This window comes from Bradyrhizobium sp. (genome assembly GCF_035701725.1).
GTDB lineage: Bacteria > Pseudomonadota > Alphaproteobacteria > Rhizobiales > Xanthobacteraceae > Bradyrhizobium.
On sequence record NZ_DASSRP010000326.1, the window covers coordinates 1 to 12,689 of the forward strand.

Here is a 12,689-nt window from a genome sequence, read left to right on the forward strand (position 1 = left end):
GGCGGCGCGACCGGGCCGCAGGCGGCGCGGCTGCGCGCATCAAGCGCAGCAGCCAGATCGTCGGCATTCCAGCGGCCCTCGCCGACCCAGACCAGTGAGCCCACCATCGAGCGCACCTGGCTGTGCAGGAACGAGCGCGCCGAGGTCAGGATGTCGACCTCCTCGCCGTTCCTGATGACGTCGAGCTGATCCAGCGTCCGCATCGGCGACTTCGCCTGACACTCGGTGTCGCGAAACGTCGTGAAATCGTGCTTACCGACGAGCCGTTGCGCGGCGGCATGCATCGCCTCCGTGTCGAGCGGGCGCGGCAGCCGCCAGACGCGGCCGATATCGAGCGCGAGATTGGCGCGGGTGTTTCGGATCCGGTAGCGGTAGTGACGTTTCTTGGCGGAAAATCGCGCCTCGAAATCGTCGGGCACGATGTCCGCGGACAGCACGCCGATCGGATGCGGCCGCAAATGCGCGTTCAGCCCGTCGCGAAACCGGCCCGGCACGAAATGCTTTTGCACGTCGCAATGCGCCACTTGACCCAGCGCATGCACGCCGGCGTCGGTCCGCCCCGCGCCATGCACGCGCACCTCCTCGCCGCAGATCGCCTTGACCGCGGCTTCCAGCGCGCCCTGCACCGACGGGCCGTTCTCCTGAATCTGCCAGCCGCTATAGGGCGCGCCGTCATATTCGATGATGAGTTTGTAACGGGGCATTAGCTCAGTCGCGCCGGAGGCTTGAGCGGCGTGCCGCGCAGGAATTCTTCCGCTTTCATCGGCTGCTTGCCGGCGCGTTGTAATTCGAGAATGCGGATTGAGCCTTCCGCGCAAGCGATCGTGAGACGGTCGTCCAGCACGGTGCCGGGCGCGCCGGAGCCCGACGCAATCTCACAACGCAGAATCTTGACCCGCTGGCTAGCGCCTTCGAGCGGCATCTCGCACCAGGCACCCGGGAACGGCGACAGCCCGTGAATGTGGCGCAGCACCTCGCGTGCCGGCTTGTTCCAGTCGATGTGCGCTTCCGCCTTGTCGATCTTGGCGGCGTAGCTGACGCCTTCGCTGGATTGTGGCGTCAGTTGCAGCGTGCCGCGTTCGAGCGCGGCCATCGCACGGGCCATCAGATCGCCGCCGAGCGGCGCCAGCGCATAGTGCAGGTCAGAGGCTGTCATTTTATCGGTGATTGGCAGCCGTTCCGCCATGGCCACGTCGCCGGTGTCGAGACCGACATCCATCTTCATCACCATCACGCCGCTCTCGGCGTCGCCCGCCATGATGGCGCGGTTGATCGGGGCGGCGCCGCGCCAGCGTGGCAACAGCGAGGCATGCAGGTTGAAGCAGCCGTATTTCGGCGCATCCAGAATCGCCTGCGGCAGGATCATGCCATAGGCAACGACGACGGCAGCATCCGCATTGTGTGCGCGATATTCGTCGAGCGCCTCCGGCGTTTTCAGTGTGGATGGCGTCAGCACGGGAATGCCGAGCCGATGCGCTTCCTGCTCGACCGGACTCTGTTGCAACTTCATGCCGCGCCCGGCTGGTTTCGCCGCCCGGGTGTACACGGCCGCGATCTCATGCCCGTGCGCCACAAGCGCCAGCAACGTCGGCACCGCGAAGTCCGGCGTTCCCATGAAGATCAGGCGGAGCGGCATCGACGCTAGTCCTCGGCGCGCTTGGCGGCCTTGGTGAACTTCTTCAGCACGCGGTCGCGTTTCAGCTTCGACAGATAATCGACGAACAAGACGCCGTTGAGATGGTCGATCTCGTGCTGGATGCAGGTGGCGTAGAGCCCCTCCGCATCTTCCTCATGCACCTTGCCGGAGAGGTCGGTGAAACGCACGCGCACCTTCGCCGGCCGCTCGACCTCCTCGTAATATTCGGGAATCGAGAGGCAGCCCTCCTCATAGATCGAGGTCTCCTCCGAGGCGGAAAGGATCTCCGGATTAATGAAGACGCGCGGCTGCGGGTTGACCTCGCCTTCCTCGTTCTTCTTGGCAAGGTCCATGGTGATCAGGCGCAGCGGCTGCGCGACCTGGATCGCAGCGAGCCCGATGCCCGGCGCGTCGTACATGGTCTCGAACATGTCGTCGGCGAGCTTTCGGATCTCGTCGGTGACTTTTTCCACCGGTTTGGAGACCAGCCGCAACTGCTTGTCGGGAAGGATGATGATCGGTCGTAAGGCCATGGCGCGCGATTTAAGGGGATGGGTTCGAGGGGTCAATGCGCATGGAAGGCCGTTTACCGGCGGTTAACCATGTTTATTGGGGAAGCATTAACCAAGAAAATTCATCTGGTATTTACCATAAATGTTCCCTCTTCGTTCGTGTTCAAGCGCGAATCGGCTACAAGTTCGGCATGAACGATATCCTTTTCATGATCGGCACCCTGCCAATTCGTACCGGCGAAGCGCTTGTCGGCTTCGGCGTGCTCGCTCTTCTCTTACTGCTGGCCATGGCGGTGGCGGTTTCGCGCTCCGGCCGGCGTGGGGCGGCGCTGGCCATGGCGCAAGCCATCCGCGCCGACGAACTCGAAGAACGGCTCAGCGAGGTCTTGCGGGCGCAGAGCGAGGCGGCCGGCCGGGTCGATGCCATGGGCCAGGCGCTGGCCGGGCGTCAGGCCGAAATGGCCCGCGCCGTCTCCGAGCGGCTGGATTCGGTGACCCATCGCGTCGGCCAGTCCATGGAACAGACCACGCGCCACACCATGGATTCGCTCCGGGTGCTGCATGAACGGCTCGGCATCATCGACAACGCGCACAAGAATCTCACCGATTTGACCTCGCAGGTGACGACGCTGCGCGATGTGCTCGCCAACAAGCAATCGCGCGGCGCCTTCGGCCAGGCGCGGATGGAGGCGATCGTCCAGGATGGCATGCCGAAGGGCAGTTACGAATTTCAGCACACGCTTTCGAGCGGAAAGCGGCCGGATTGCGTGGTGTTCCTGCCCGACCAGCGTCCGCTCTGCATCGATGCCAAGTTTCCGCTGGAGGCGATCACCGCGCTGCATGATGCGCGCAGCGACGAGGAGAAGAAAGCCGCCGCGCAGCGGCTGCGCGCCGACATCATGAAGCATGTCGGCGATATCGCTGAAAAATACCTGATCGCCGGCGAAACCCAGGACACCGCGCTGATGTTCGTGCCGTCGGAATCGGTCTACGCGGAGATTCATGACCATTTCGACGACGTGATCCAGAAGGCCTATCGCGCCCGCGTTGTGCTGGTATCGCCCTCGCTTTTGATGCTTGCCATCCAGGTGATGCAGCAGATCCTCAAAGACGCCCGGATGCGCGATGCCGCCGACCAGATCCGCACCGAAGTGCTCAACCTTGGCGACGATCTGGGACGGCTGCGCGAGCGCGTGCTCAAGCTGCAAAAGCACTTCTCCGACGTCAACGAAGATGTCCGGCAGATCCTGATCTCCGCCGACAAGATCGAAAAGCGCGCCGGCCGGATCGAGGAACTCGACTTCAGCAAGGATGCAGCCCCAGAGCCGCCGCGCCTCGTCAAATCGGGCACATCAGAGCTGTTTCCGCTCCCCCGCAAGCTGCAGGCCGGCGAGTAGCGGCCACTATTTCAGCAAATATTGCGGTCATCGCCCGGCTTGACCGGGCGATCCAGCATTCCAGAGCCGGCGGTGGGAGCACGCAACTATTATGTCTGCATTCTCGCCAGCAGGATCGGCGGCACGAATCTCATCCGGCGCGTCTGCGAACATAAATCCAAGTCGACCAAAAGCTTCACCGCGAAATACGACGTCATAAAGCTCGTTTACTTCGAACCGTTTGGCAGATAGGCCTCTGGAATACTGGGTCGCCCGGTCGAACCGGGCGACGACAGGCTTTCTTCGAATCTGCTAGCAAGGCCTCATGGCTTCATCTGATCACGCGTCAGAAACGACAAGTCCGGTCGCCGACACGCCCGCCTCGTGGCGCGACAGCCTCGCCGTCTATCTCCAGCCGCGGGTGCTGATCGTCATGTTCCTCGGCTTTTCGTCCGGGCTGCCGCTGGCGCTTTCCGGTTCGACCTTGCAGATCTGGATGCGCGAGTCGGGTGTCGATCTCGGCACCATCGGGCTGTTTGCGCTTGTGGGAACTCCCTACACGCTGAAATTCCTCTGGGCGCCGCTCGTAGACGCGCTGCACGTACCGTTTTTTACCCACGCCTTCGGCCGCCGCCGCGGGTGGTTGTTGTTGTCGCAACTGCTGCTGATCGGATCGATCCTGCTGCTCGCGCTCGCCGATCCCGCGCGCTCGGCCGCCTTCGTCGCGTTCGCAGCGCTATTGGTGGCGGCGATGTCCTCGACCCAGGACATCGTAGTCGATGCCTTCCGTGTCGAGAGCCTGCCCGAAAGCGAACAAGCGGCCGGCATGGCGGCCTATGTCGCGGCCTATCGCATCGGCATGCTGGTCTCGACCGCCGGCGCACTGTTTCTGGTCAGCGCCTATGAAGCGACCGGCATCGCACGTTCCCCTGCCTGGATGTGGGGGTATGTGACGATGGCGGCGCTGGTCCTGATCGGCACAGTTACGGCCTTGCTCGCCGCCGAACCGGAACAATCCGCGCGCGCCGAGGCAGCGACCAAGACCGAGGGCGCGTTCGCGCGCGTGATCCACGCCGCGATCGGTGCGTTTTCCGAATTCCTTCTCCGGAAAGATGCATTCGCCGCGCTTGCCTTCGTGGTGCTGTTCAAGTTCACCGACGCCTTTTCCGGCAATATGACCGCGGCGTTCGTGATCGACATCGGCTTCAGCAAGGTCGACTATGGCACGATCGTCAAATTTTTTGGGCTCTGGGCGACGGTGGCCGGCGGATTTGCCGGCGGCTTCGTGGCGCGGCGCTACTCGCTCGCCGCAAGCCTGTGGATCGGAGGCGTGCTTCAGGCACTCGCCAATCTGTCGTTCTCCTGGCTCGGGATGATCGGCGTCAACAAATGGGCACTGGCGCTGGCGATCACCGCAGAAAACTTCACCAGCGGCATCGGCACCGTAATCTTTGTCGCCTACCTGTCGGCGCTGTGCCGAAACCCGCTGCACACCGCGACCCAATACGCGCTGCTTACGGCTTTCTCTGCGGTGGGGCGAACCTATCTGTCATCCGGCGCGGGTTATGTCGCGAAGGCAACCGGATGGCCGCTATTCTTTGCGATCTGCGTCGTGGTCGCGGTGCCGAGCCTGATCTTGCTCGCCTACCTGCAACGGCGCGGGCATTTCGAGGCGCTCGGCCCCATCAAGGTCTAGCGCTTGCTCACCACGCTCCACTTGGAGACGATGGCCTCGCTCATCTGCCCGGCCCCTTCCGCGCAGGCAACCTCGTCGATCCGCAGCGAGATCTCCTTGCCGATGAAAGCCTTCAATTTTGCGACGTCGGCATCGCCGTTGGTCACGATCTGGAATGTCTCGGGTCCGGTCTCGAGATTGCAGAGCCCGCCCGGCGGCGGCAACTTGTGCGGCTCGCTGGTGAGCTGATAAATCGCTGCGCGCTTGTCCCGCTTGCCGCCATGAGAACGCAGCGCGTTCAGCTGCCCCGACAAAACGTCACCGACCTTGAGCAGGGTGCCGGGCTTGTTATCACTTGCCGGCGGAAGGTCGGCCTGCTGCGCGCTCGCCGCCGGTACGACCAATGCCGCAACCATGACCGCGCCCAAAGCCAGCCGTTTGCCGAATCCTCGTTTCGTCATTTCAATCGCTTCCGTCTAGTGGAGTGGATTTGACATTCGCTACCCATCTAGCAGCAAATTCGTAAAGCGAATGTCAAATCCTAAACTCCACTAGAATCCAACATTTGCCAGTGGTCCTTTGATTCTAACATTCGCAAAAGTGCCCGCTGAAAAAGGGATGCGAATGTTAGAATCGGACCACTGTTTGGCTAGAACAGGGTTCGCTGCCGCATCGCCGCGGACAGAGTGCCTTCGTCGAGATAGTCGAGTTCGCCGCCGACCGGCACGCCATGGGCCAGCCGGGTGACCCTGACATTGGCGTCTTGCAGAAGGTCGGTGATGTAGTGCGCGGTGGTCTGGCCGTCGACCGTGGCGTTCAGCGCCAGGATGATCTCGCTCACCTGCGGCTCATGCGCGCGCTTGACCAGCGCATCGATGGTCAGGTCCTGCGGACCGACGCCATCGAGCGGCGACAGTGTCGCGCCGAGCACGTGATAGAGGCCGTTGGAAGCGTTCGCCCGCTCGAGCGCCCAGAGATCGGCGACGTCGGCGACCACCACGATGATCGACTGGTCGCGCCTGACGTCGGTGCACACCGTGCAGGGATTTTGCGTGTCGATATTGCCGCAGGTCTTGCAGACCTGAATTTTATCGATGGCAACCTGGAGCGCTGATGACAGCGGCGTCATCAACGCCTCGCGCTTCTTGATCAGATGCAGCGCCGCGCGCCGCGCCGAGCGCGGCCCCAATCCGGGCAGGCGCGCCAATAGCTGGATCAAGCGTTCGATTTCGGGGCCGGCAACCGCAGAAGCCATGGTGCTAGTGGTCCGATTCTAACATTCGCTTGGTGTTGCGGCGGGTACCTTTGCGAATGTTAGAATCAAAGGACCACTAGAAAACATAGAATATCTGGTGGAGTTTGGGTTTGACATTCGCTTTACGAATTCGCGGCTGGGTTTGAACGCGAATGTCAACCCCCCACCAGCAACAATTCCCTAGCCGAGACCAAGGCCGGGCGGCAGCCCGAGGCCGCCGGTCAGCGCCTGCATCTTTTCCTGCATGGCGATCTCCGCCTTGCGCCGCGCGTCACCATGCGCCGTCACCAGGAGGTCTTCGAGGATTTCGCGCTCTTCGGCCTTCATCAGCGACGGATCGATCTTGACGGCCTTGACCTCCATCTTCGCGGTCATGCGCACGCTGACTAGGCCCCCGCCGGAAATACCCTCGACCTCAAGCTGGCCGAGTTCCTCCTGCATCGCCTGCATCTTCGATTGCAGTTGCGCTGCCTGCTTCATCATGCCGAGAAAATCAGCCATCGACGTTTCCCTCGAAATCGTTACGCATCGTTACGCGTCGTCGCCATCGGCGAGGTCATCGCCATCAGCACTATCCGCATGGGATTCCGGCGGCTCGGCGGCAAGGTGACGCACCTCCACGACTTTCGCACCCGGAAATCGCGCCAGCACTTCCCTCACCCTGGGATCGGTCTCGGCGGCGCGTTCGCGCTGGTTCTTCGCGGCTTCATTCTGCGCGCGCAGCGTCGGCTGTCCGGCGTCGTTGGAGACGATCACCGCCCAGCGCCGCCCTGTCCATAGCTCGAGCTTGCGGGAGAGATCGTTGATCAGCGTCTTCTGGGCATTGCGTTCCAGCGCGACTTCCAGACGTCCATCCTCGAAGCGGACCAGCCGCACGTCGGCTTCCAGGGCGGCTTTGGTCAACAGATCGCGTTTCTCACCGGCCAGCGCCACGAGTTCCGGAAAGCTCGCGACCCGCCGCACGGGCGCGGACTGCGTTTCCGGCGAGGGCGCCGCCATCTGGGGTCTCATCGACGGTTCGGCGCTGGTGCGCGGCGCAGGCGCCGACCGCACCGCAGGCGCGGACATCGTCGAAGATGGCGAGGCTGGCGCGGCCCGCGAGGCCGCATTCGGCGTAGCAGATGGCGACGCACCGCCACCCTGCTCGATCATCCGGATCGCCTCGTCCGGCGTCGGCATGTCCGCCACATAGGCGATGCGCACCAGAACCATTTCGGCCGCGGCGGCCGGCCGCGTCGCATCGCGCACCTCGGCGATGCCCTTGAGCAGCATCTGCCACATCCGCGACAGCACCCGCATCGAGATCTTGGCGGCGAAGTCCCGCGCCCGCTTGCGCTCGGTCTCGCCAAAGGCGACGTTATCGGCAGTGGCCGGTACGATCTTGACGCGGGTGACGAAGTTGACGAATTCGGCGAGGTCCGACAACACCACCACGGGATCGGCCCCGGTGTCATATTGATCGCGAAATTCCTTGAAGGCGCTCGCGATGTCGCCGCGGACCAGATTCTCGAACAGGTCGATCACGCGCGTGCGGTCGGCAAGCCCGAGCATCTGCCGCACGGCATCGGCGCGCACCGGGCCGGCCGCATGCGCGATCGCCTGATCGAGTAGCGAGAGCGAATCGCGCACCGAACCCTCGGCCGCGCGCGCGATGATGCCGAGCGCTTCCGCCTCGGCCTCGACACCCTCTTTGGAGGCGATATTGGAAAGGTGCGCCATCAGCACGTCCGCCTCGACGCGGCGCAGGTCGAAACGCTGGCAGCGCGACAGCACGGTGACCGGAACCTTGCGGATTTCGGTGGTGGCGAACACGAACTTCGCATGCTCCGGCGGCTCTTCGAGCGTTTTCAGGAACGCGTTGAAGGCCGCGGTCGAGAGCATGTGGACTTCGTCGATGATGTAGACCTTGTAGCGCGCGCTCGCCGGCGCATAACGCACGCTATCGTTGATCTGCCGCACGTCGTCGACACCGGTGTGGGACGCGGCATCCATTTCCAGCACATCCATGTGCCGGCTTTCCATGATCGCCTGGCAGTGCACGCCTAGCGTGGGCATGTGGATGGTCGGTCCTGTCACCGACCCGTCCGGCAGTTCGTAGTTCAGCGCGCGCGCCAGAATCCGCGCCGTGGTGGTTTTGCCGACGCCGCGGACCCCGGTCAGGATCCAGGCCTGCGGAATCCGGCCGGTCTCGAATGCGTTCGAAACCGTGCGCACCACGGCCTCCTGGCCGATCAGATCCTCAAAGCCTGCGGGACGGTATTTCCGCGCCAGGACGCGGTATGGCTTCGCCGCGCCCGGATCGACGCCGGCCTGACCGGCGTTTTCGGAATCCTGGGGGACGAAGGGAGAGCCGGCATCATTCATCGGTCGATCCGCAATTGATTATCTCTCAAGGCTGGCTTTGCGGAACACATACCGGGGCGGTCGCGAACGACGGGCGCACTCTGCCGATAAAATAGGTAGGAGACTGACGAGCGACCCGATCCGGACCTCGTTAGGGCTGCTTCCTTCCGGACCTGACCCGGTTGGCGAGTGGCTCGTCCACCGCCAATCTCCCGGTCCCTATTTGGGGCCAAATGGCCGGGAAAGCAAGCGGGGGCCGGAGCTTTGCGGGACCGGTGCAGTGGATTTGGCATTTGCACCCCGGCAATCGGACCACTTGTGCAGAATCGCGGATAAGGCATTAGTTGCAGGGTATTGGCCGACAAGGAACAGTCATGGGCCCCGAGGAATCCGCCTGGTCACTGCATGCGCGGCTGAAGGAAGACACGATCGATATCGGCGACCTGCCGCTGTGTCGCGTGCTCGTCATCAAGGACGCGCATTACCCCTGGCTGCTGCTGGTGCCACGACGGCCGGAAATCGTCGAAATCATCGACCTGGACGAGGTCGCGCAGGCGCAGCTCATGACGGAGATTTCCCGCGTTGGGCGCGCATTGAAAGACATCACCAAATGCGAGAAGCTCAATATCGCAGCGCTCGGCAACATGGTTCCGCAATTGCACGTGCACATCATCGCACGACGTTCGAGCGATGCCGCGTGGCCGCGGCCGGTCTGGGGCGTGATGCCGCCACTGGCTCATGATGCGGAAGAAGTTCAGCGTTTTATCAGCGCGTTACGCCGCAAAATCTGGCTTGGTTGAAAATACATGAACGCATTCGATTCCTTTCCACTGGGGCAGCCGGGTTTCGTCTCGCATATCCTCGACCGCGCCGCCCATTTGCGCAGCGACGACGAGAAGCTGCTGACGCTGGAAAAACACCCCGAGGCGCGCGCCTATGTCGTCTACCGCGACTCGCTGGTGGTCAAGCGCGAAGCGGCGGGCCCGCGGGCCCTGCTCAGCCTTGACGAGGCGGCAAAGCTCGGCGCCAACCCCGGTACCATCTTCCTTGGTCTTCGCGACGGCGCGCCGGTCTTCGGTATGGGCATTTCACCGGCGGCGGTCGAACAACTGCTCACGCGCGACGACGCGGCGGTGACCGAATTGCGCGGCATGGCCATGCACGGCGTGGTCGCTCCCAGTCAATTGTCGGCGATCGCAATGGCAAAATCGCTGGTGAACTGGCACCAGCGGCACGGCTATTGCGCCAATTGCGGCAGCCGCACCGCGATGAAGGAAGGCGGCTGGAAGCGCGACTGCCCGAACTGCAAGGCAGAACATTTCCCGCGCACCGACCCGGTTGTCATCATGCTCGTCACCTCGGGCGAGAAGGTTCTGCTTGGCCGCCAGAAGCATTTCCTCCCAGGCATGTATTCGTGCCTGGCCGGCTTCGTGGAAGCGGCCGAGACGATCGAGGACGCGGTTCGCCGCGAAATCTTCGAGGAATCCGGCATCCGCTGCACTGACGTCCAATATTACATGACGCAGCCCTGGCCTTATCCCTCCTCTCTCATGGTCGGCTGCACGGCGCGTGCGCTGAACGAGGATATCGTCGTCGACCACGCGGAACTCGAGGACGCGCGCTGGTTCGATCGCGCGGAAGCAACCTTGATGATCAAGCGGGAGCATCCAGACGGGCTCGCCGGCCCGCATCCCTTTGCCATCGCCCACCATTTGCTCGGCCGGTGGGTTCATAATGGCCCTAATGATCCGGCATAGCAGGGGTGGACTTGCCATTCACCCGGCGCAGAATGGCGCCTGTCGCCGGAACCGGCCTCGATCGCCTTCGTTCTTAACGACGTCCCGTCACGACAGCCGCGCCAACGACCGGAATCGACATGACCGATGCTCCCTCGTCTCCCCGCGCTAGCGGGAAACGGCCCCCGCGAATCCTCTGCATCGGCATGCCCGTGCGCGATCTGACCTTTCGCGTGCCCGGGCTGCCGGCGCGCGGCTCCAAGGAAAACGCCACGCACTTCGACGAGATCTGCGGCGGTAACGCACTCAATGGCGCGATCGGCATCGTGCGGCTCGGCGGCCGGGCCTCGATCTGCGGACCGATGGGCGATCCGAGCGAGACAACGTCGCGCTATATCTATGACAAGATGGCCGAAGAGGGCATCGAGACCAAACATCTCGTACATATGCCGGGCCTGGTGACGCCGATCTCCAACATCATGATCGACCCCAGCGGCGAGCGCACGATCGTCACCTTCCGCGATCCGGAATTGTGGAACGTTCGCCTGCCCGATCCCGACGCGCTGCTGGACGACTGCGATGCGATCCTGACCGAGAGCCGCTGCGCCACCTTCTGCACTGATCTATGCGCCGAGGCGACGCGGCGCGGCATTCCGGTCGTGGTCGACGTCGATCGCGCCATGTCGCTGCGGGAGGGCCTGCTCACGGCATCATCGCATCTGATCTTTTCCAGCGAGCCGCTGCAGGAAACCGCTGACGTCACCGACGATGGCGAGGCGCTGAAGAAGATCGCCAAACTGACCCCGTCATTCCTTGCGGGCACGCGCGGCGCGCAGGGCACGATCTGGCTCGACGAACATCACGAACTGCAGCAGACCCCGGCGTTTCCGGTCCACACCGTGGATACGCTCGGCGCCGGCGATGTTTTCCACGGTGCCTTTGCGCTGGCGATCACGGAAGGGCAGGACCTGCGTTCGGCGCTGCGCTTTGCCTCCGCCGCCGCAGCCCTGAAATGCACCCGCTTTGGCGGCGCCTTCGCGGCTCCCCAACGTACTGAAGTAGAAGCACTTTTGAGCCAGAAGCGGGCCGCCGCGCGGTAGGCGGCGGCGCGATATTGGGCTTGTCCGAGAAGAATTTTCTATATATGAGGGAATAAACCCTCAATATTGGAAGAAAGTTCTTCTACCATGACCGACCTCCTTGTTCCCGCCGCCACCGAGCCGCACCGCCGGCTCGATGCCATCGACCGCAAGATCCTGACGGTGCTGCAACAGGACGCCTCGCTCTCGGTCGCCGAGATCGGCGACCGGGTGGGCCTGTCGTCGACCCCCTGCTGGAAGCGAATTCAGCGCCTGGAAGCCGACGGCGTGATCCTGCGCCGGGTCGCGCTGGTCGACCAGAACAAGATCGGGCTCGGCATTACCGTCTTTGTTTCGGTCGAAAGCGCCGATCATTCCGAGGCGTGGCTGCGGAAATTCGCCGAGGCGGTTTCCGCCATGCCTGAAGTGATGGAATTTTACCGGATGGCCGGCGATGTCGATTACATGCTGCGCGTCGTCGTCGCCGACATGCAGAGCTACGACGTGTTCTACAAGAAGCTGATCGGCGCGGTGCCGCTCAAGAACGTGACCTCGCGCTTTGCGATGGAAAAGATCAAGTCGGTGACGGCGCTTCCGGTACCGGCGAATTGAGATAACGCATCAAATCTTCTGATTGTATTCGCCGACCTCGGGATGGGTGCGCAGCACCTGATCCATCGCCTCGAACATGTCGCGCATCCGCTGTTCGGACACCGGGCTTTCGACCACAACCACAAGCTCCGGCTTGTTGGAGGAGGCCCGCACCAAGCCCCAGCTGCCGTCCTCGACGGTGACGCGCACGCCGTTGACGGTGACGAGGTCGCGGATTTTTTGGCCGGCGACCTTCTCGCCGCGCTGCTGCAGCGCTTCGAAATGCTTCACCACGGCATCGACGACGCCATACTTGGTCTCGTCCGCGCAATGCGGCGACATGGTCGGTGACGACCAGGTCTTCGGCAGATCGTTCTTCAAATCGGCCATCGACTTCGACGGCGCGCGGTCGAGCATGTCGCAAACCGCAATCGCCGACACCAGCCCGTCGTCATAGCCGCGGCCGTAGGGTTTGTTGAAGAAGAA

General features: G+C 63.1%; 13 protein-coding genes, 1 other RNA gene and 1 pseudogene. 6 read left to right on the forward strand and 9 right to left on the reverse strand.

The features are described from left to right. From truA to def, 3 genes are all read right to left on the reverse strand, one after another. The coding region (gene truA, locus VFL62_RS19545) for a tRNA pseudouridine(38-40) synthase TruA (protein WP_325174028.1) at positions 1–704 on the reverse strand (704 nt) is incomplete at its 3' end. Then, the gene (fmt, locus tag VFL62_RS19550; protein WP_325174029.1) at positions 704–1,636 is read right to left on the reverse strand and encodes a methionyl-tRNA formyltransferase; all 933 of its coding nucleotides are present in this window, start codon (positions 1,634–1,636) and stop codon (positions 704–706) included. The genes fmt and truA, both read right to left, overlap by 1 nt. A 5-nt stretch (positions 1,637–1,641) precedes the next feature. Then, complete coding sequence (gene def, locus VFL62_RS19555; protein ID WP_325174030.1) at positions 1,642–2,169, reverse strand: peptide deformylase; 528 nt, start codon at positions 2,167–2,169, stop codon at positions 1,642–1,644. A gap of 170 nt (positions 2,170–2,339) precedes the next feature. Between def and VFL62_RS19560 the strand changes: the two genes are divergently transcribed. Beyond that, positions 2,340–3,545: a DNA recombination protein RmuC gene (locus VFL62_RS19560; RefSeq protein WP_325174031.1), complete on the forward strand. Its 1,206-nt coding sequence runs from the start codon at positions 2,340–2,342 to the stop codon at positions 3,543–3,545. Positions 3,546–3,849: 304 nt separating this feature from the next. Beyond that, entirely contained in the window at positions 3,850–5,220 is a 1,371-nt protein-coding gene (locus VFL62_RS19570) for an AmpG family muropeptide MFS transporter (RefSeq protein WP_325174032.1), read from the forward strand. Here VFL62_RS19570 and VFL62_RS19575 read toward each other — a convergent pair. The 5 genes from VFL62_RS19575 to ffs all read right to left on the reverse strand — a co-directional run bounded on the left by VFL62_RS19575 (position 5,217) and on the right by ffs (position 9,010). Beyond that, positions 5,217–5,660, reverse strand: a complete 444-nt coding sequence (locus tag VFL62_RS19575; RefSeq protein WP_325174033.1) for a hypothetical protein — start codon at positions 5,658–5,660, stop codon at positions 5,217–5,219. The two genes, VFL62_RS19570 and VFL62_RS19575, sit on opposite strands and share 4 nt — an antisense overlap. Before the next feature lie 188 nt (positions 5,661–5,848). Next, complete coding sequence (gene recR, locus VFL62_RS19580; protein ID WP_325174034.1) at positions 5,849–6,454, reverse strand: recombination mediator RecR; 606 nt, start codon at positions 6,452–6,454, stop codon at positions 5,849–5,851. A gap of 180 nt (positions 6,455–6,634) precedes the next feature. Next, positions 6,635–6,955 carry a YbaB/EbfC family nucleoid-associated protein gene (locus tag VFL62_RS19585; protein ID WP_325174035.1) on the reverse strand — a complete coding sequence of 107 codons (321 nt, stop codon included), beginning with the start codon at positions 6,953–6,955 and terminating at the stop codon, positions 6,635–6,637. 30 nt (positions 6,956–6,985) lie between these two features. After that, positions 6,986–8,818 (reverse strand): DNA polymerase III subunit gamma/tau, encoded by a 1,833-nt coding sequence (locus VFL62_RS19590; protein WP_325174036.1) that lies wholly within the window; start codon positions 8,816–8,818, stop codon positions 6,986–6,988. A gap of 95 nt (positions 8,819–8,913) precedes the next feature. Next, an RNA gene (gene ffs / locus VFL62_RS19595) (signal recognition particle sRNA small type) lies at positions 8,914–9,010 on the reverse strand. 161 nt (positions 9,011–9,171) lie between these two features. Between ffs and VFL62_RS19600 the strand changes: the two genes are divergently transcribed. The 4 genes from VFL62_RS19600 to VFL62_RS19615 all read left to right on the forward strand — a co-directional run bounded on the left by VFL62_RS19600 (position 9,172) and on the right by VFL62_RS19615 (position 12,224). Next, complete coding sequence (locus VFL62_RS19600; protein WP_325174037.1) at positions 9,172–9,597, forward strand: HIT domain-containing protein; 426 nt, start codon at positions 9,172–9,174, stop codon at positions 9,595–9,597. Positions 9,598–9,603: 6 nt separating this feature from the next. Next, positions 9,604–10,554: an NAD(+) diphosphatase gene (nudC, locus tag VFL62_RS19605; RefSeq protein WP_325174038.1), complete on the forward strand. Its 951-nt coding sequence runs from the start codon at positions 9,604–9,606 to the stop codon at positions 10,552–10,554. A gap of 119 nt (positions 10,555–10,673) precedes the next feature. Beyond that, entirely contained in the window at positions 10,674–11,633 is a 960-nt protein-coding gene (locus VFL62_RS19610; RefSeq protein ID WP_325174039.1) for a sugar kinase, read from the forward strand. An 87-nt stretch (positions 11,634–11,720) separates the two neighbouring features. After that, entirely contained in the window at positions 11,721–12,224 is a 504-nt protein-coding gene (locus tag VFL62_RS19615; RefSeq protein WP_325174040.1) for an Lrp/AsnC family transcriptional regulator, read from the forward strand. Positions 12,225–12,233: 9 nt separating this feature from the next. Here the strand turns inward: VFL62_RS19615 and VFL62_RS19620 are convergent. Next, positions 12,234–12,689, reverse strand: a pseudogene (locus VFL62_RS19620) (phosphomannomutase/phosphoglucomutase); the annotation flags it as partial.